Consider the following 18741-nt stretch of genomic DNA (forward strand, 5'->3'; position numbering starts at 1 on the left):
GCGAGGAGACGACGTGGACCACGACAACTCCGCGAACCGATCGATCGCCGAGGCTGCCGTGGCGGCGTTCGCCGCCGGGTGGCGAGCTCCGCACCCGCACGCCTGGGACGACCTGCTAGCCGAAGAAGCGGAGCTGGTCCAGCCGCTGCTGCGGCACCGGGTGGGCAGGCACGCGCTGGCCGAGGAGTACGGGCGGCTGCTCGAGCTCATCCCGGATCTGAGAGGTGAGGTGCTGCGCTGGGCGGCCGAAGGCCGCACCGTGCGGATCGAGCTGCGGCTGACCGGAACGCTCGGCCGGTTGCCGCTGCGGCTGGCGGTCACCGATCAGCTCACCCTCGACGAGGACGGCCGCATCCTGCGCAGGCAGGCCCGGCTCGATCCGCTGCCCGCGGTGGCGCTGCTCGCCCGGCAGCCCGCGGCGTGGCGGCGCTGGTGGAACTCCGGGGTCGGGCCGTTGCTGGTGCGGCGGAAGTTCTTGCCGCACGACCTCGAACACGTGCCCACCCCGCCGCTCGTGCGCGCGCTCGCGTTCGGGCGGCTGCTGTTGGCGGTTTCGGCCTGGGTGGCGCCGCAGCGCTCCGCCCGGCTGGTCGGCCTGGCAGCAGACGGCCCGCGGGAGAACTACCTGATGCGGGTGTTCGCCGGACGCGCCGCGGCCCTCGGGCTTGGCACGCTCACCAGCCGCGGGCGCCGGCAACGCCAGTGGCAGCTGCTCGGGCTGCTGGTGGATCTTTCCGACACCGCCGCGGCCTTCTCCCGCGGAATGTCGATCAGGGCCCGGGTGCTCGGCCTGCTGACGGGCGGTTACGCCGTTGCCGGGATCAGCGCGCTGCGCTCGGAGCCGGAGGACGACTCGGCGCAGGAAGCCGCTCCCGGCCCGGACGAGGTTCGGTAGCGCACGCCCAAGCGCAATCCGCCGGTACCCCGCTCACGCCGACACCGGCGGCCGCGCCATCGACCACGGCGCGGCCTGCTCCAGCTGGGCGGCGAGCCGGATCAGCACGTCCTCGCGCCCGTACGCGGCGACGAACTGCACCCCGATCGGCAAGCCATCGGGATTCCGGTGCAGCGGCAGCGAAATCGCCGGTTGTCCGGTGATGTTGAACGGCACGGTGAACGCGATCTTCTCGCCTACCGCGGCAGCGAGCTCGGCCGGTGCCAGCGCGGTCGGCGCGAGTTCACCGAGCTGCCACGGCGGCGTCGCCAGCGTCGGCGTGACCAGCACGTCCAGCTCCTGCTCCCACAGCGCGGCCGCCTCTCGCGCCCATTGCTGCCAGGTGTGCAAACCGGAGAGCCACTGCGTGGCGGGCGCCGAGCGGCCCACTTCGGCAGTCCGCGCGTTCATCGGTTCCAGCTCACCGAGGTCGATCCGCCTGCCGATGCGCTGCGACCAGCGGTCGACCTCCCAAGCGACGATGGTCCCGAACACGGCGGAAAAACCCTCGAGTATCGCGGGCGAGTCCAGCACCGCTGCCGCGGACGGCTCGACGTGGTGCCCGAGCGACTCCAGCAGTCGCGCGGCTTCATCCACCGCTGCGACGCAATCCTGGTGCGGCTGACCGGCCGCTCCCGGCACCGCGGTGCGCAGCCCGACACGCAGCGCCCCTGGGTCGAGGCCGATTTCTTCCCGGTATGGCCGGGAAGGCGGCGGCGCGGTGTACGGATCGCCGGGCGCCATGCCGCGGATCGTGTCGAGCACCGCGGCGCTGTCCCGCACCGAACGGGTCAGCACGTGCTCGTGGGCCACCGGTCCCCAATATTCACCGTGGCCCGGACCTAGCGAGGTGCGCGCCCGCGTGGGCTTGAGCCCCACCAACCCGCAGCAGCTCGCGGGAACCCGGATCGAACCCGCCATGTCGTTGCCGTGCGCGACCGGCGTCATCCCGGCGGCGACCGCGGCGGCCGAGCCGCCGCTGGAGCCACCGGGCGAACGCGACGGGTCCCACGGGTTGCGCGTCGCGCCGTGCGCGAGCGGTTCGGTGGTGACGCTGGTGGCCAGCTCGGGCATGTTGGTCTTGCCGCAGAACACGAACCCTGCCGCGCGGAATCGCGCCGCCAGGTGCGAATCCTCCGGCTCGGTCCAGCCGTGGTCGCGCAGCACCCGCATCCCACCGTGCAACGGGTCGCCAGCGGAGTGGCACACCATGTCCTTCAACAGCATCGGCACCCCGCGGAACGGGCCTGCGGGCAACTGCGCCGATGCGGCCTGTGCCACCGCTTTCTCGAACAGCGGCGTGACGACCGCGTTCAGCGCGCCGTTGGTTCGCTCGATGCGTTCGATGGCCGCCTCGGCGAGTTCCGAGGGTGTTAGCTCGCCCCCGCGCACCAGCTCGGCTTGCTCCGTCGCGTCCAGCCACGCCAGCTCGTCGTCGCGCACCGAGTCACCAGCCATGTCCATCCTTGCCCCCGAGATCCGATGCCGGTCGCGATCACCTTCGCACAGTTGCCTGCACCGGCTCACGAATCGGCGCGGAAACCCTGCCAGGGCAACGGATGGACCCACCTGCCCTGCCGATCACCGGCCCCGCAGCCGCTCGCGGGCGGTCAGCGCGCCGGGCGGCGCTCAGCCGTCCGCTCGGCCCGTCCCGCTTCGACCGGCCGCGGGCATCAGCGCCAGCGCGCCCAGCGACAGCACGCAGCACCCGACGATGTACCAGCTGATGCTCGTGCTGCCTCCGGTGCTGGTCAACAGCGCCGCGGCGATCAGCGGCGCCGGACCGCCCGCGATGACCGACGAGAGCTGGTAACCCAGGCCCGCTCCGCTGTAGCGCACGTTGGTGCCGAAGCTTTCCGCGATCAACGCCGCCTGCGGCCCGTACTGGATGTCGTGCACGATCAGCGACACGACGATGCCGATCAGCACCAGCCCGCCGCTGCCGGTGTTCAGCAGCCCGAAGTACGGGAACGCGTACGCAGCCGTGAGCACGATCCCCAGAGCGTAGATGCGCCTGCGCCCGAACCGGTCGGACAAGTGCCCGAACAGCGGGATGGTGATCAGGCCGATGGCCGCCGCGATCAGCGTGTAGTTGAGGATCTGGCTGCGCGGCATGTCCAGCTCGGTCGTGCCGTAGGTCAGCACGAACGTGATGAACAGGTAGAACGGCGCCTGCTCGGACAGCCGGACGAATGCGGCCGTGAGCACCTCCAGCGGGTGGTCCCGCAGCGCCCGCCACACCGGCATCTTCACCACCGCGCGCTGCTGCTTGACCTCGCGGAAGTCCGGGCTCTCCAGCACGCGCAGCCGGATGTAGAGGCCGACCGCGATGAGCACCACGCTGGCCAGGAACGGAATCCGCCAGCCCCAGACCTCGAATGCGTCCCCGGTGGCCGCGCTGACCGCGGCGACGGTGCCGGTGGACAGCAGCAGCCCGATCGGCACGCCCATCTGCGGCCAGCTCGCCATCAGTCCGCGGCGGTTCTGCGTGCCCCATTCCATGGACAGCAGCACCGAACCGCCCCACTCGCCGCCGACCCCGATGCCCTGCAACATGCGGAGCACGACCAGCAGGATCGGAGCGGCGAACCCGATGGTCGCGTGGCTCGGGATCAGACCCATCAACACGGTCGCCACGCCCATCAGCAGCAGCGTGCTGATCAGCGTGGCCTTGCGGCCGATGCGGTCGCCGAAGTGCCCGAACACCGCCGCACCGACCGGCCGGGCGGCGAAGCCGACGAACAGCGTGGCGAACGATTCGAGGATGGCCGTGCTCTCGTCCGAGTGCGGGAAGAACACGCTGGGGAAGATCAGCGCTGCGGTGGTGCTGTAGAGGAAGAAGTCATACCACTCGATGGTCGTGCCGACGACGCTGGCGACGACGGCTCGGCGGCGTTGGGTGCGCGGTGTCTCGTCGATGGCCGGCGTTGCGTCCATGTGCGGCCTCCCTGCCCGGAATGGCCACTGAGGATTGCTCCGCCCGGTTGCTTTGTCAACGTACGAAATCCCCGGTTCAGGACGCGAGGAGCGCGCGGCGCTGCTTCCGCGCTCGGTGCACACCGGCTACGAGCAGTTCAAAGCCGTGATCCGCTGCAGCCACCGGGCCGGTCGAGTTCGCTCCGGTCGCGGCGGAGCAGATCGCTCAACCGGTCAGCAGGGTGCTCAGGTCCGGGAGCACCAGCGCCGCCACCAGCACCAGGCAGATCACCTCGATGACCTGCTCGATGCGCTGGCCGGACCGGGAACCCACCCGCCACCGCAGGTTCTTCGGCAGCACGTGCCCGCGCCGCCAGCGGCTGCCCGCGCACTCCGCCGGTCCCGAGCACTGCGAGCATCGGCGGCGCATCGGCCACGTCCACGGGATTCCGCTGCGGGTGGCGGAATCGCCCGCGGAGTGCACGATCATGCCGACCGCGATGGAAACCCCGGCGTACCAGCCGAGTTCGTCCCCTTCCCCGCCGACGAGCAGCGCGAGCGTGATCACCGCGGCGGCCAGCAGCGCCATCCCGTCCCGATGCGTGCGCAACCGGCGGCGCACCCATCCGGGACCGGAGCGGGACAGCGCCGCGATGCCGGGCGCGAGCACGACGATCAGCGTCGCCATCGTCACCCACGGCGTGACCAGCGCGCCGAGCCCGACGAGCAGTCCGGTGGCGACCGCGAAGACCGGTGTGTGCACCAATCCGCGGTGCTCGCCGTCGCCTTTCGGGTCGTGCGGCAGCCGAGTGCGGGCGTACGCGGCACGGGCCAGGCGCTGGAAGGACTTGCCGACCGCGGCGGTGACCGGGCCGCCGGAGCGGTACGCCGTCGTGCCGTCCGCGTCCAGGTCGGGCAGGAGTGCCGCGCCCGCGCCGAGCAGCGCGCCGACCGCCGTGGCCGTGGCGCCGAGTTGCGCGCCGGTCAGGGCCGCGACCGCGTTGCCGGAGAAGGCACCGGCGAGCGCACCGGTGCAGGCGTGCCCGCCCGCTTGCATCGTGGATCCCCCAGGACGTTTTCCAGCTGGTGTGCGAAGCGGCGTCGCTCCCGGTCCCGCACCGCGAAACGGCTCCCCGCCCACGCGGCGGAACCGCGGTCGACCGCTGTGGGCGCCCGCCGCTGCTCTGATCAACATGTCGGGGTTCGTCCCGCGCCGGCACCGCCGGACGGGTGCATTGATCGTCACCGGCGGGCCGCATCCCGGGGCGGCCGTTCGGACGTGCACGCGGCACCGGCGATGACGAGCAGTTCGCTTGCGAACTGATCGGCTGGACGTGCTCGCCAACGGCTAACTGCACCGGGCGTCTACACCGGCCCGCTGACCGACAACGTCACCAGGCGCGAGCGGAAAGCGCGCTACCCGTGCGGCTACCTCGTGCCGAGCGGTCCGCGGCAGTGACCGGGCCGCCGGAGCGGTACGACGCTGTGCAGCGGTCCCGGTGGCTCAGCTGTCGTAGTCCACTGTCACCGCGTCGGAGACCGGCAACGATTGGCAGGTCAGCGCGAAGCCTTCGTCCACTTCGGATTGTTCGAGGGCGAAGTTGCGGCGCATCGCGACCTCTCCCCCGGTGATCTTCGCCCGGCAGGTGCCGCACACGCCGCCTTTGCAGGCGAACGGCAGGTCCGGGCGCGAGCGCTGGGCGGCGTCCAGCACCGGCTCGTCCTTCGGCAGGCTCAGCGTGCTGGTGCGCCCGTCCAGCACGATCGTCACCTCGCTGCACTCGCCGGGCGGCGCCGATTCCTCGTGGCGCACCGGATCCGGCGGCACATCGTCCACGTAGAACAGTTCCTGGTGCACCCGGCCCGGTGCGACCCCCAGTTCCGCGAGCACTTCCCGCGCTGCGGTGACCATTCCGAACGGTCCGCAAAGCCACCAGTGCTCGGTGCCGTCCACCGGGATCAACGCACCGGCCAGCGCCCGCAGCTTGTCCGCGTCGAGCCTTCCGGACATCAGCTCGGATTCCCGCGGTTCCCGCGAAAGCACGTGCACGAGGTCCAATCTGGACGGATGCGCGTCCTTCAGATCCGCGAGCTCGTCGGCGAACATCACCGTGTCGCTGCGCCGGTTGCCGTACACCAGGGTCACCTGCGAATCCGTCTCGCGCAGCAGGCTCGCCGCGATCGAGAGCACCGGCGTGACCCCGGAACCCGCCGCGACCAGCACATGCCGTCCGCCGCTCGCGAGATCCGGGGTGAAGGAACCGGAGGGCGGCGCCACCTCGATCTCGTCACCGGCCGCGATCTCGTCGCAAAGCCAGCTCGAGAACATCCCGCCCGGTACCAGCCGCACCCCGATGCGGGGTTTCGCGCCCAGTGGCGCGCAAATCGAGTACGAGCGGCGATGTTCACCACCCGCCTCGGAACGCCGCAGCGTCAAGGACTGGCCGGGCCGGAACGCGAATTCGTCGGCGAGCGCGGCGGGCACGTCCAAGGTCACCGCGACCGCGTCGTCGCACAGCCGGTCCACCGACTCGACGCGCAAGGTGTGGAACGCGCCGCGGCGGGAACCGGCCCGATCGTCCGCAGTGGCCCGTTGATCCACATTAGACAGTGTCTCGGTCACGATCAGATCTCCTTGATGTGCTCGAACGGCTCCGCGCAGGCCGTGCATCGGCGCAGCGCCTTGCACGCGGTGGCGCTGAACCGGGAGAGCTCTTCGGTCTCGGCCGAACCGCAATGCGGGCAGGCGATGCGGCGCGGCGGCGGCGCAAGCGTGAGCGGGACGGGCCCGGCGGCCGCGGGTGCCTCACCCGGCGGCGAGATGCCGTGCTCGGCGAGCTTGCGCCGCCCGTGCTCGGTGATCCAGTCGCTGCTCCACGGCGGATGCAGCGCCGTGCGCACCTCGACGTCCGGGTAACCGGCACCGGTGAGCTTGCGGTGCACGTCGCTGCGCATCTCCGCCATGGCGGGGCATCCCGAGTACGTCGGGGTCAGCGTCACGACCACGGTGCCGTCCGCACCGACCTCGACTCCGCGCAGCACTCCCAGATCCGCCAGGGTCAACATCGGCAGCTCGGGGTCGGTCACCGTCTCGGCGACCTCCCGCGCGCGGTTCACGATCGTCACCACGTCGCCTCCGGGTGCGCCCGCGCCAAGCCCTGCATCTCCGCCAGCAGCGGCACGAGATGTTCGGTGTGCTCGCCCGCGCGGCCGAATTCGCCGCCACGCCCGAATTCGCCGGCACGCCCGAGTTCGTCACCGGCGGGCGGCGTTCCCGGGTGCGGCAAGGTCGCCGCGGCGAACGCTCGCGCCAGCACTTCGTCCACCTCACCACGCACCTCGGCCGGATCCACCCCTACGCCGTCGGCGACCGCGCGCCGCTCGATTTCGTGCGTGTGGAACAGTTCCGCGAGGTGCGGCCGAACCGCGGCGATCCCCTCGCACATCCGCCGATGCGACTCCGCGGTCCCGTCGCCGAGGCGAACGACCCACTGCGCCGCGTAGTCGCGGTGGTAGGTGAGTTCCTTGACGCTCTTGGCCGCGACCGCCGCCAGCACCGGATCACGCGAGTCGACCAGCCGCGCGCACAACGCCAGCCGCCAGCTCGACAGCACCAGCAGCCGGGCCATCTGCTCGGCGAAGTCGCCGCGCGGCAACTCGGCGAGCCGCACGTTGCGGAACTCGGCGGCGTCGCGGAAGTACGCCAGCGAGTCCTCGCCGCGGCCGGACCCGTCGGCCTGCCCGGCTCGCGCCAGCAGCAGCCTGGCCTGCCCGAGCAGGTCCAGCGCGATGTTCGCCAGCGCGACCTCGTCCTCCAGCTCGGGCGCCCGCGTCACCCACTCGCTCAGCCGTTGCGCGGCGATCAGCGCGTCGTCGCCCAGCGCCAGGCAGTAGTGCGCCAGCACCGCCCCGTCCACCCCGTCCGGCACCGAACCGTCCACACCGGACAGCGGATCGTCGAACCCGGTCCCGAACGCCCACCGCGAGTCGTTCTGCTCGGTCAGCGCCTCGTAAGCGTTGTCGAAGGACACAGTGGACCTCACATGTGCGGAACGTCGTCGGGAATGGCGTAGAACGTCGGGTGCCGGTAGACCTTGTCGCCGCTCGGCGCGAACATCGGGTCCTTCTCGTCCGGACTGGACGCGGTGATCGCGTCCGCGCGCACCACCCAGATGCTCACGCCCTCGTTGCGCCGGGTGTAGAGGTTCCTCGCGTTGTGCAACGCCATCTGCTCATCCGGCGCGTGCAGCGAACCCACGTGCACGTGGTTGAGACCGCGCTTGCCGCGCACGAAGACCTCGAACAGCGGCCAGGACGATCGGGGAGATTCCTCGCTCATGCCGGCTCCTTCCGCGCGGCCCGCTTCGCCGCGTGCGCGGCGGCCGCTTCCCGCACCCACGCGCCGTCCTCGTGCGCGCTCCTGCGCCGGGACATCCGCTCGTCGTTGCACGGCCCGCCGCCGGAGATCACTTCCTTGAGCTCGGCCCAGTCCGGCTCGCCGAACTCGTACCCGCCCGACTCGGCGTCGAAGCGCAGCTCGGGATCGGGCAGCGACACCCCGAGCGCGTCGGCCTGCGGCACGGTCATGTCCACGAACTTCTGCCGCAGTTCGTCGTTGGTGTGCCGCTTGATCTTCCAGGCCATCGACTGCTGCGTGTTCGGCGAATCGCCGTCCGGCGGGCCGAACATCATCAGCGACGGCCACCACCACCGGTCGACCGCGTCCTGCACCATCTCCCGCTGGGCCGCGGTGCCGCGCATCATCTGCAGCAGCAGTTCGTAGCCCTGCCGCTGGTGGAACGACTCCTCCTTGCAGATCCGCACCATCGCCCGCGCGTACGGGCCGTACGAGCTGCGGCACAGCGGCACCTGGTTGCAGATCGCCGCGCCGTCCACCAGCCAGCCGATCACGCCGATGTCGGCGAAGTTCAGCGTCGGGTAGTTGAAGATCGACGAGTACTTCTGCCGCCCGGAGATCAGCTTTCCGGTCAGCTCCGCCCGGTCCGCGCCGAGCGTCTCCGCCGCCGAGTACAGGTACAGCCCGTGCCCGGCTTCGTCCTGCACCTTCGCCAGCAGGATCGCCTTGCGCCGCAGCGAGGGCGCGCGCGAGATCCACGCACCCTCCGGCTGCATCCCGATGATCTCCGAGTGCGCGTGCTGGGCGACTTGGCGGACCAGCGTCTTGCGATAGCCGTCGGGCATCCAGTCCCGCGGCTCGACGCGCTGGTCGCGCTCGATCGTGCCGTCGAAGTGCCGCTGCAGCTCGCCTTCGGCCGTCCCGCTGGTCACCGGCGCTCACCTCCCGCTGTGCGACCGGCCTGCGCGGCCGACCGCTGCTGAAACCGACCAATCGGTCAGTAATTAGTTTCCCGCGGTGCGGCACCCGGGCGCAAGCCCCGAGCGCCGCACCCGCCGGATCAACCCTTGGCGACCAGGGTCAGCACGTCGTACTTGGCGACGGACTCGCCGTCCTGGTTGGTCACGTCCGCGTCCCAGCACACCTCGCCGTAGTCGCCGCCATGGCGCGGAGTGATCCGCTTGGCCGTCAGCGTCACCGTGATCTCGTCGCCCGGGTAAGTCGGCGTGAGGAACCGCAGGTTCTCCAGCCCGTAGTTGGCCAGCACCGGCCCTGGCTCGGGCGAGACGAACAACCCCGCCGCGAACGACACCACCAAGTAGCCGTGCGCCACCCGCCCGTCGAAGAACGGGTTCGCGCGGGCCGCTTCGTCGTCGGTGTGCGCGTAGAAGGTGTCGCCGGTGAACTCCGCGAAGTGCTCGACGTCCTGCAGCGTCACCGCGCGCGGCCCGGACACCACGGTGTCGCCGATGCGCAGCTCCGCCAGGTGTTTGCGGAACGGGTGCACCTCGGTCTCGCTGCGCGCACTGCCCGGCGTCCACTGGCCGGTCACGGCCGTCATGGTGTCCGGATCGGCCTGCACCGCCGTGCGTTGCATGTGGTGCAGCACGCCGCGGATGCCCCCGAGCTCCTCGCCCCCGCCCGCGCGGCCCGGGCCGCCGTGCACGAGCTGCGGCAGCGGGGAGCCGTGTCCGGTGGATTCCTTGGCGTCGTACCGGTTCAGCACCAGCAGCCGCCCGTGCCGGGAAGCCGCGCCGAGCACCACTTCACGGGCGAACTCGGCGTCGGCGGTGACCACCGAGCCCACCAGGCTGCCCTGCCCGCGCCGCGCCAGGTCAACGGCCTGCTCGACGCCGTCGTAAGGCAGGATCGTGCTCACCGGGCCGAACGCCTCGACCTCGTGCGGTTCGGGGCGTTCCGGGTCGTCGCAGCGCAGCAGCATCGGCGAGATGAACGCGCCGTTCGCGGCGTCCGCGCCGACGGGCTGGGACTCGTCCGGGCCGCCGTAGACCAGCCGACCAGCGGCCAGCAGGGACTTCAGCGAGCGCCGCACCTCCTCGCGCTGCTCCAGGCTCGCCAGCGCGCCCATCCGCACGCCCTCGGCGTCCGGGGCGCCGACGGTGACCTTCGCCAGCTTCTCGCCCGCGGCCGCCACCACGTCGTCCACCAGGTTCGACGGCACCAGCGCGCGGCGGATCGCGGTGCACTTCTGGCCCGCCTTCACCGTCATCTCGGTGACCAGCTGCTTGACGTAGAGGTCGAACTCGGCGGTCTCCGGGGTCGCGTCCGGCCCCAGGATCGAGCAGTTCAGCGAGTCCGCTTCCGCGTTGAACCGCACCGCGCGGGAGACCACCGCCGGGTGCGCGCGCAGCCGCTGCGCGGTCGAGGCCGAGCCGGTGAACGACAGCAGGTCCTGATCACCCAAGTGCTCCAGCAGGTCCCCGGCCCCGCCGCACACCAGCGACACCGAACCTTCCGGCAGCAGCCCGGATTCGATGATCAGCTCGACCAGCCGGTGGGTCAGGTAGGCGGTCTGGCTCGCCGGTTTGATCAAGCTCGGCACGCCCGCCAGGAACGCCGGGGCCAGCTTCTCCAACGGCCCCCACACCGGGAAGTTGAACGCGTTGATCTGCACCGCGACGCCCCGCAGCGGCGTGTGCACGTGCCTGCCGAGGAACGTGCCGCCCTTGCCGAGCGGTTCCAGCGGGTCTTCGACGTGCACGGTGTCGTTCGGCAGCTCCCGGCGGCCCTTGCTGGAGTAGGTGAACAGCACTCCGATGCCGCCGTCCACGTCGAACTTCGCGTCGCCGAGCGTGGCACCGGTCCGCGCGGACAGCTCGTAGAGCTCCTCGCGGTGTTCGCGCAGGTACGAGGCCAAGGATTTGAGCAGCGCGGCGCGCTGGTGGAACGTCAGCGCCCGCAGCGCCGGGCCCCCGGTGCCGCGGGCGTGCTCCAGCGCCGCGGCCATGTCGATGCCTGCTGACGAGACGCGGGCGACCTCCTCGCCGGTCACCGCGTCCGGCACCGCGACCCCGTCATCATCGGGGACCTGCCACCGGCCTTGCACGTAACTGGGCAACGCACTCATGAACTTCCTCCGCACGCTTCGAGGTCGGCACTGCATTCATCGGCCGATGGAAGTGTTGTTAAAGCCGCTTTCGCCGCCGCACGAACGTCAATCCGGCCACTCGTGGAACCCGCGGCCGGATTTGCGGCCCAGCTCGCCGCGCTCGACCTTGTCCCGCAACAACTGCGGCGGCGCGAACCGCTCGCCGAGCGTGCCGTGCAGGTAGTCGGCGACCGCCAGCCGCACGTCCAGCCCCACCAGGTCGGTCGAGCGCAGCGGGCCCATCGGGTGCCGGTAGCCGAGCTCCACGGCGGTGTCGATCGACTCGGCGTCGGCCACGCCCTCCTGCAGCATCCGGATCGCCTCCAGCCCGAGCGCCACGCCCAGCCTGCTGGTGGCGAAACCCGGCGAATCCCGCACCACCACGTCCGTGCGGCCGAGCCCGCGCACCCACCCGCTGACGGCCTGCACCGTGTCGTCGGCGGTTTCCGGTGCGACCACGACTTCCACGAGCTTGGAAGCAGGCACCGGGTTGAAGAAGTGCATCCCGAGGAACCGCCGCGGATTCCGCAGCGCGGTGGCGAGTTCCGCGATGGACAGCGAGCTGGTGTTGCTGGCGAGCACGGTCCGCTCGGAAACGGCGCGTTCGGCCGCGGCCAGCACGTCGAGCTTGAGCTCCGGTCGCTCCGGAACCGCCTCCACGACGAGGTCGGCCTCGGCGGGCAGCTCGCCGATGCCGGTCACGACGTGCAGCCGCGCCAGCACCGCTTCCGGATCGTCGTCGAGTTTTCCGCGCCGCACGGCGCCTTCCAGCCCGTCCCGGACGCGCTGCCGCGCGGCCCCGGCCGCGGCGTCGTCGTTTTCGGCCACGTGCACCTCGGTGCCGAGCATCAGGAACACCTGGGCTATCCCGGCGCCCATGCGCCCGCCGCCGAGGATCCCGACCAGTTCCGGTGTGCTGCTCAACGCGAACCCCTTCGTTGCCCGGACGGACGCTGCGCGGCGCCGGACGCCTCCGCCGCAGCGGGTTGACATCGCGACCGGCGCGGCCAACACTCTAGATTAATAACCGACTGTTCGGTCAGTACGCAAGGCTGCGGCGCGGAAATCCCTGCACAGCGGTGCTGCGCAGCGGTACCGGACAGGGGCACCGGACAGCGGTATCGGACAACGGCACTCGGGCCGAGCACTTCGGCCGAGCACTAGGAGGCGGTGGCCACGTGGATCCGGCCGAGCAGGTGGCTAGCGCGACCCGCGCGATGCTGGACGACGACAACGCGAGCAAGACCCTCGGCATCGAGGCGCTGACGGCCGCCGACGGGCACGCCGCGGTGCGCATGACCGTCACCCCGGCCATGGTCAACGGGCACGGCATGGCCCACGGCGGCTACGTGTTCCTGCTGGCCGACACCGCGTTCGCCTGCGCCTGCAACAGCCACGGGCCGGTGACCGTGGCCGCGAGCGCGGAGATCACCTTCGTCGCCGCCGCCTACGAGGGCGACGTGCTGCACGCCGAGGCGGCCGAGCGCACCCGGTTCGGGCGCAGCGGGATCTACGACATCACGGTGCGCCGCGGACCCGCTCCCGGCGATCCGGTGATCGCCGAGTTCCGGGGCCACAGCCGGACTCTGAAGGAATGACGGCGTTCCGCAGCAATGACGGGACTTCGCGGGAAGGGACACACGGCATGACTCGCACGACAACGGTGTCGTCCGGACGTTTCGGCTCCGCGCCGGATCCCGGTGAGCTCGACCCCGCCGAGCGGCTCGGCGCCGACGAGCTCGCCGCCCTGCAACTCGAACGTCTCAAGTGGACGCTGCAGCACGCCTACCGCAACGTTCCCTTCTACCGCGCCAAATTCGACGCCGCCGGAGTGCACCCGGACGACTGCCGCAGCCTCGCCGACCTCGCGAAGTTCCCCACCACCAGCAAAGCCGACCTGCGCGAGAACTACCCGTTCGGCATGTGCGCGGTGCCGCGCGAGCAGCTGCGCCGGGTGCACGCCTCCAGCGGTACCACCGGGCGGCCCACCGTCGTCGGCTACACCGGCGGCGACCTGGACGTGTGGGCGGATGCGGTGGCCCGCTCCATCCGGGCCGCGGGCGGACGACCCGGGCACCTGGTGCACGTTTCCTACGGGTACGGGTTGTTCACCGGCGGGCTCGGCGCGCACTACGGCGCGGAACGGCTCGGTTGCGCGGTCGTGCCCGCATCCGGTGGCATGACCGCCCGGCAGGTCCAGATCATCCGGGACTTCCAGCCCGAGATCATCATGGTCACCCCTTCCTACATGCTCACGCTGATCGACGAATTCCACCGCCAGGGCATCGACCCGCGGGAGACCTCGCTGAAGATCGGCATCTTCGGCGCCGAACCGTGGACCGAGGACATGCGCCGCGAGATCGAGCAGGCGGTGGACATCGACGCGGTCGACATCTACGGCCTGTCCGAGGTGATGGGGCCCGGCGTCGCCGCCGAATGCGCCGAGACCAAAGACGGCCTGCACATCTGGGAGGACCACTTCTACCCGGAGGTGGTGGACCCGGTCCTCGGCGATCCGCTGCCCGCGGGCGAGCGCGGTGAGCTGCTGTTCACCACGCTGACCAAGGAGGCGCTGCCGGTCATCCGGTACCGCACCCGCGACCTCACCAGGCTGCTGCCCGGCACCGCCCGCCCGAACCTGCGGCGGATGGAGAAGATCACCGGCCGCAGCGACGATCTGATCATCCTGCGCGGGGTGAACGTCTTCCCCACCCAGATCGAGGAACTGGTGCTGCGCGCGGACGGCCTGTCCCCGCACTTCCAGATCACCTTGACCCGCAAGGGCCGGATGGACCACATGACGATCCGCGTCGAAGCCGACGAGGACATCACCCCGCAGCAGCGGGCCGCGGCTCCGGAGCTGCTGACCAAGGCGGTCAAGGACGCGGTCGGCATCAGCGCCGAGATCGCCGTGGTCGCCCCGGACACGCTGGAACGCTCGGTCGGCAAGCTCCGGCGCGTCCTCGATCACCGGGAGGGGTGATGCCGGCCCGCACGAACGGCAACCGCGGCCGCCCCGGGTACGACCTGGACTCGGTGCTGCGCACCGCGGCCGCGGTGTTCCACGAGCGCGGCTACGACGGCACCAGCATGGAGTTGCTGGCGAACCGCCTCGGCATCACCAAGTCCGCGATCTACCACCACGTCTCCGGCAAGGAAGAACTGCTGCGGCTGACGGTCGACCGGGCGCTGGACGCGCTGCTCGCGGTGGCCGACGAGCCCGCGGCGCAACGCGGTCCGGCGCTGGACCGGCTGCGGCACGTGCTGCGGCGCAGCGTGCGGGTGCTGGTGGACGAGCAGCCGTTCGTGACGGTGCTGCTGCGGGTGCGCGGCAACAGCGAGGTGGAGCGGCAGGCGCTGGCGCGGCGCCGCGAGATCGACGGGTTCCTCAGCGACCTGGTCGCGGCCGCCGAGCAGGAGGGCGCGATCCGCCCGGACCTCGATCCGGCGCTGACCACCCGGTTGCTGTTCGGCATGGTCAACTCCGTCATCGAGTGGTACCGGCCGGGCACCGGCCTGTCCGCCGAGGAGCTCGCCGAGGCCGTCACGAAGATCGCTTTCGATGGACTCCGGAACGGCTAGCGCCGCCTGCCGGGAAACTGCGCGGGCGGCCGGATATGAGTTCGATGTCCAGCCGGCCGTAGTGGTAGTCGCGCACCGCTTGCAGCATCTGGTTCAGCGACAGCTCACCGCGGCCGTAGTGGTCGATCTTGTCGAAGGCGACGCCGCCGTCGGCCACGCTCATTCCGTGCGCGGACAACCACTTCGCGAATTCGGCGCGGTCGATCCGGCCTTCGTCCTTCTTCGCGCACAATCCGATGACCGCCGTCAGCACCGGCGTGAGCATCCGGTTGAACGCGGCTTCGCCCTGCTCGAAGATGAGGTCTTCGCAAACCCTGCGAAACTGTTGCTCGTTCACGGATCCGTCCGGTCTGGCCCCCGATTCCCCGGCCACCACGTCGAACATCCAGCACAACGCGTTGCGCAGATCCCGGGCGGCCGGCGAGGTGCTGCCCCGGCCGAATGCGCGCACGATCCGATCCGCCTCGTGCTCGAAGTCCGAGCGCCGCAACACCCCTTTGCCGGCGACGTCCCACCGGTCGAAGCGCGCCTTGAGTCGGTCGCTGATGACGGCATTCATCATGGAACTGGCCTTTCTCACTTCAACGCTGGGCGAACCGGCACCGGCGGCCCCGCCGCACCCGACTGCGAACGTTTCGCCAGGACAGGACGGTCACGTCGGCCGCTTTCCGGCGAGCGCGCAGCAAGTTGCGCCCGGCGACGAACGCCGCGAGCGTTCCGGTCGCCGGAAAGCTGGGGAATCAAGGGGATTTCCGTTCCGACTTCGCGTGCAGGGGCCGCCCGCCGAGCCCGCCGAGCCCCGGTCCGGCCCTCGGCGACCGTACCCGCTCCGCGATCGGAGAAGGAGGGTTCACCCGAACTCGGAACCAAGATTCACCACATGGAGTGATCTTGCCATCTGCCGGTTCCGCACCGGCTCGGCGGACGCATTACCCGGAAAGCGTAATACGGTTCCGAGAACGCCTGGTCAGAATACTCAAATGACCAAAGTAGACGGTCCAGAAAACCACTCTTGAGCACTTTCCCCCGCTGCTACGGTCGGCGCAACGCCGGACGCCGAAAGCACGACGGACGTCTTCGGCCATTCGCCGAAAATTTGCGCGTCGAGGGGGAAGATCAGCGTGCGGATCGCGATGCGAAAGCACATTCCGGTGCACTCACACGGCCGCGCGGTGCGGATCACCGGACCGTCCGATGGCTTCGTCCGCGCCTGCCGCAGCGCTTGGCCGCTGCACCCGGCGCGGACGAGGGCGTGCCCGCGGACAGCGGGGCGCGCAGCGGCGGCGGCCCGGCCCGGCGACCGGGTGCCCGCCGGGTCGCCGTCCTCCGGTGCGCGGTCTTGCCGCCACCGGCCCGCCGCGCGAGTCGCCGAATCCACCTCGGCCACCGGTGTCCCTGCGCCCCCGGCCGGGGCAGGCGCGCCGTCCCCGGTGCTCCGCGACTGACGCCGCCGGACGCCGCGCGACCAGTTTCGATCGAAGAAACCGAAGACGAGGAGTTCCACATGCGCCTTTCCCGATCCGCCCCGGTCCTGCTCGCCGCCGCGCTGACCGCGCTGCCCGCCGGAGCGGCCGGCGCAGCCACCGGCCAAGTCACCGTTTTCGAAACCGAGGTCCAGAAGCTGAGCACCTACGACGACCCGGCGGGCTGCCACAAGCTGCCGCCGGCCGCGCACGTGCTGACCAACCAGACGAACGAGCCGGTGCAGATCTACGGCGACCCGTTCTGCCTGACGCCGAGCCTGACCGTGCAACCCGGTCACGGTTCGCACGTCGCGCCCGGCAGCGGCAGCTTCTCCGCATGACACCTCCGTCTGCTCCGGACGGACGTGACGCTGGGACGCCGGTCGATCTGGTGGTCGTGGGACTCGGCTACGTGGGACTCCCGCTGGCCGCGCGAGCCTGCGAGGCGGGTGTGCGCACCATCGGGCTGGACGTCTCCGCGGAGGTGGCGGACGGTCTCAACGCCGGACGCTCGCACGTGGGCGACGTGCCCGATTCCGTGGTCGCCGACATGGTCGCGGCGGGCTTCACGGCCACCACGGCTCCGTCGGTGCTCGCCGCCGCCGACACGATCGTGCTGTGCGTGCCCACGGGGCTGTCCGCATCAGGTGAACCGGATCTGACCGCGGTGCGCGCGGCCGCGCGCACGGTGGCCGGGCGGTTGCGGCCGGGGACGCTGGTGGTGCTGGAGTCGACGAGCTACCCGGGCACCACGGAGGAAGTGGTGCGCCCGATCCTGGAGCACCGCAGCGGATTGCGCGCCGGGGACGACTTCCACCTGGTGTACTCGCCGGAGCGGATCGACCCGGGCAACGCGCGCTTCAGCATGATCAACACGCCCAAGGTGGTCAGCGGGTGCACCCCGTTGTGCGCCAAGCACGGCGTGGCGTTCTACGGGCGGTTCGTCGATTCCCTGGTGGTCTCCCGCGGCACCCGCGAGGCGGAGATGGCCAAGCTGCTGGAGAACAGCTATCGGTACGTGAACATCGCGCTGGTCAACGAGGTGGCGCTGTTCTGCGACCGGGTGGGCATCGACGTGTGGGACGTGCTGCACTGCGCGTCCACCAAACCGTTCGGCTTCGCGCCGTTCCAGCCCGGCCCCGGGGTGGGCGGGCACTGCATCCCGGTCGACCCGAGGTACCTGGAGAGCAAAGCGCGCGACGAGGGCTTCTCGTTCAGCACGCTCTCCTCGGCCCGGGCGGTCAACGAGCAGATGCCGGAGCACGTGGTGGACCGGGCCGCGGCGCTGCTGGCGGGCCAGGGCAAGCGATTGGCCGAGGCGCGGGTGCTGCTGCTCGGCGTGGCCTACAAGCCGGATGTGGCCGACACCCGCGAGTCACCGGCGTACCCGGTCGCGCGCGGGTTGCGGGCCCGCGGCACGTCGGTGGCCTTCCACGACCCCAACGTCTCCCGGCTGCACGTGGACGGGACGGAAGTGCCCAAAGTGGACGGTCTGAATCCCGCGCTGCGGGCGGCCGACCTGGCGATCCTGATGCAGGACCACCGCTGCTACGACCTGGTGCAACTCGCCGCTTCCGGCTGCGTGCTGCTGGACACCCGCGGAAAGGCGGCCGGAGCCGCGGTGACGTTGCTGTGAACCGCTGCGCCGCAGCGGACGAACGAGGCTTTCGCGGAATTTGCCCCCCAAATCCCGCGTGAGGGCCGGAGCCGCGGCTCCGGTGCAAGTGGACAGTACCCGAATGAGAGGAGAGTGCTATGAGCACCGCTCTGGCCACCGAACGGCTCCGCAAGCGCTTCGCCAAGTGGGACATCGACGGCAGCGGCAGCTTGGAGCGCGCCGACCTGGAGAAGGAGGGCGAGAAGATCGCCCAGGCGTTCGGCAAGTCGCCGACCAGCCCGGAAGGGCAGGCCATGCGCTCGGCGTTCACCACCATGTTCGGCTACCTCGCGGACAACGCCGGGGTCGGCGCCGACGGCGCGCTGACCGAGGACGACTTCGTGCGCGTCGCGCAGAAGATGATGTTCGAGGACGGCGAGACGGCCTTCGACGGCGTCCTCGGGCCGGTGGTGCGCGGCATCGTGGGCCTGTGCGACAAGAACGCCGACGGCCAGATCAACGGAGCGGAGTTCGCCTCCTGGCTGACCGCGGTCGGCGTGGACCGGTCGCAGGCATCGGGCACGTTCGCCCAGGTCGACGCGAACGGCAACGGTGAGCTCTCGGTGGACGAGCTGCTCGCCGCGGTCCGCGACTTCCACTTCGGACGGTCCGAGATCGAGCTGTTGGGCTGAGCAGGCGACGATCGCGAGAAGGCCGGTGCCCCCTACCTCGCCACGGGGTCACCGGCCTTTTCCTTCGGATCGCCGCTGCTATCGCGCAGCG

Annotated in this window: 18 protein-coding genes; 7 read left to right on the top strand and 11 right to left on the bottom strand. The window is 70.9% G+C overall.

Translation table 11 applies throughout. The features are described from left to right. Positions 1-13 precede the first annotated feature (13 nt). Positions 14-895, top strand: a complete 882-nt coding sequence (locus V1457_RS29845; protein WP_200071980.1) for a nuclear transport factor 2 family protein — start codon at positions 14-16, stop codon at positions 893-895. A gap of 33 nt (positions 896-928) precedes the next feature. On the opposite strand, the gene V1457_RS29850 is transcribed toward V1457_RS29845, so the two are convergent. From V1457_RS29850 to V1457_RS29895, 10 genes are all read right to left on the bottom strand, one after another. Next, a complete protein-coding gene (locus V1457_RS29850; RefSeq protein ID WP_338598586.1) occupies positions 929-2392 on the bottom strand; it encodes an amidase in 1464 nt (487 codons plus the stop codon). 171 nt (positions 2393-2563) lie between these two features. Next, positions 2564-3871: an MFS transporter gene (locus V1457_RS29855; RefSeq protein WP_338598588.1), complete on the bottom strand. Its 1308-nt coding sequence runs from the start codon at positions 3869-3871 to the stop codon at positions 2564-2566. A gap of 205 nt (positions 3872-4076) precedes the next feature. Beyond that, positions 4077-4907: a metal-dependent hydrolase gene (locus V1457_RS29860; protein WP_200071977.1), complete on the bottom strand. Its 831-nt coding sequence runs from the start codon at positions 4905-4907 to the stop codon at positions 4077-4079. Positions 4908-5354: 447 nt separating this feature from the next. After that, positions 5355-6452 carry a 1,2-phenylacetyl-CoA epoxidase subunit PaaE gene (paaE, locus tag V1457_RS29865; protein WP_307850207.1) on the bottom strand — a complete coding sequence of 366 codons (1098 nt, stop codon included), beginning with the start codon at positions 6450-6452 and terminating at the stop codon, positions 5355-5357. Between the two features lie 23 nt (positions 6453-6475). After that, a complete protein-coding gene (gene paaD / locus V1457_RS29870) occupies positions 6476-6979 on the bottom strand; it encodes a 1,2-phenylacetyl-CoA epoxidase subunit PaaD (protein ID WP_200071975.1) in 504 nt (167 codons plus the stop codon). Further along, positions 6973-7881, bottom strand: a complete 909-nt coding sequence (gene paaC / locus V1457_RS29875) for a 1,2-phenylacetyl-CoA epoxidase subunit PaaC (protein ID WP_200071974.1) — start codon at positions 7879-7881, stop codon at positions 6973-6975. The genes paaD and paaC overlap by 7 nt, the downstream gene beginning before the upstream one ends. Positions 7882-7889: 8 nt before the next feature. After that, positions 7890-8189: a 1,2-phenylacetyl-CoA epoxidase subunit PaaB gene (gene paaB / locus V1457_RS29880; protein WP_200071973.1), complete on the bottom strand. Its 300-nt coding sequence runs from the start codon at positions 8187-8189 to the stop codon at positions 7890-7892. After that, positions 8186-9139, bottom strand: coding sequence for a 1,2-phenylacetyl-CoA epoxidase subunit PaaA (paaA, locus tag V1457_RS29885; protein ID WP_200071972.1), 954 nt, complete (start codon positions 9137-9139; stop codon positions 8186-8188). The genes paaB and paaA overlap by 4 nt, the downstream gene beginning before the upstream one ends. A 128-nt stretch (positions 9140-9267) precedes the next feature. Next, complete coding sequence (paaZ, locus tag V1457_RS29890) at positions 9268-11295, bottom strand: phenylacetic acid degradation bifunctional protein PaaZ (RefSeq protein WP_338598593.1); 2028 nt, start codon at positions 11293-11295, stop codon at positions 9268-9270. Between the two features lie 87 nt (positions 11296-11382). Beyond that, positions 11383-12240 (bottom strand): 3-hydroxyacyl-CoA dehydrogenase family protein, encoded by an 858-nt coding sequence (locus V1457_RS29895; RefSeq protein WP_255520918.1) that lies wholly within the window; start codon positions 12238-12240, stop codon positions 11383-11385. A 293-nt stretch (positions 12241-12533) separates the two neighbouring features. Between V1457_RS29895 and paaI the strand changes: the two genes are divergently transcribed. The 3 genes from paaI to V1457_RS29910 are packed head-to-tail and all read left to right on the top strand — an operon-like array spanning position 12534 to position 14898. Next, positions 12534-12914: a hydroxyphenylacetyl-CoA thioesterase PaaI gene (gene paaI / locus V1457_RS29900; protein ID WP_200072138.1), complete on the top strand. Its 381-nt coding sequence runs from the start codon at positions 12534-12536 to the stop codon at positions 12912-12914. A 47-nt stretch (positions 12915-12961) separates the two neighbouring features. Next, entirely contained in the window at positions 12962-14299 is a 1338-nt protein-coding gene (gene paaK, locus V1457_RS29905; protein WP_200071970.1) for a phenylacetate--CoA ligase PaaK, read from the top strand. Next, the gene (locus V1457_RS29910; RefSeq protein WP_200071969.1) at positions 14299-14898 is read left to right on the top strand and encodes a TetR/AcrR family transcriptional regulator; all 600 of its coding nucleotides are present in this window, start codon (positions 14299-14301) and stop codon (positions 14896-14898) included. Before paaK ends, V1457_RS29910 begins: the two co-directional genes overlap by 1 nt. Here the strand turns inward: V1457_RS29910 and V1457_RS29915 are convergent. Next, a complete protein-coding gene (locus tag V1457_RS29915; protein ID WP_200071968.1) occupies positions 14861-15460 on the bottom strand; it encodes an EF-hand domain-containing protein in 600 nt (199 codons plus the stop codon). The genes V1457_RS29910 and V1457_RS29915 overlap by 38 nt on opposite strands. A 942-nt stretch (positions 15461-16402) precedes the next feature. On the opposite strand from V1457_RS29915, the gene V1457_RS29920 reads away from it, so the two are divergent. The 3 genes from V1457_RS29920 (at position 16403) to V1457_RS29930 (ending at position 18650) form a co-directional block, all read left to right on the top strand. Continuing rightward, positions 16403-16702: a hypothetical protein gene (locus tag V1457_RS29920; RefSeq protein ID WP_200071967.1), complete on the top strand. Its 300-nt coding sequence runs from the start codon at positions 16403-16405 to the stop codon at positions 16700-16702. Continuing rightward, entirely contained in the window at positions 16699-17997 is a 1299-nt protein-coding gene (locus V1457_RS29925) for a nucleotide sugar dehydrogenase (RefSeq protein WP_200071966.1), read from the top strand. Before V1457_RS29920 ends, V1457_RS29925 begins: the two co-directional genes overlap by 4 nt. Positions 17998-18116: 119 nt before the next feature. Beyond that, positions 18117-18650: an EF-hand domain-containing protein gene (locus tag V1457_RS29930; RefSeq protein WP_338598598.1), complete on the top strand. Its 534-nt coding sequence runs from the start codon at positions 18117-18119 to the stop codon at positions 18648-18650. Positions 18651-18741: the final 91 nt, after the last annotated feature.

This window comes from Saccharopolyspora sp. SCSIO 74807 (assembly GCF_037023755.1).
GTDB lineage: Bacteria > Actinomycetota > Actinomycetes > Mycobacteriales > Pseudonocardiaceae > Saccharopolyspora_C > Saccharopolyspora_C galaxeae.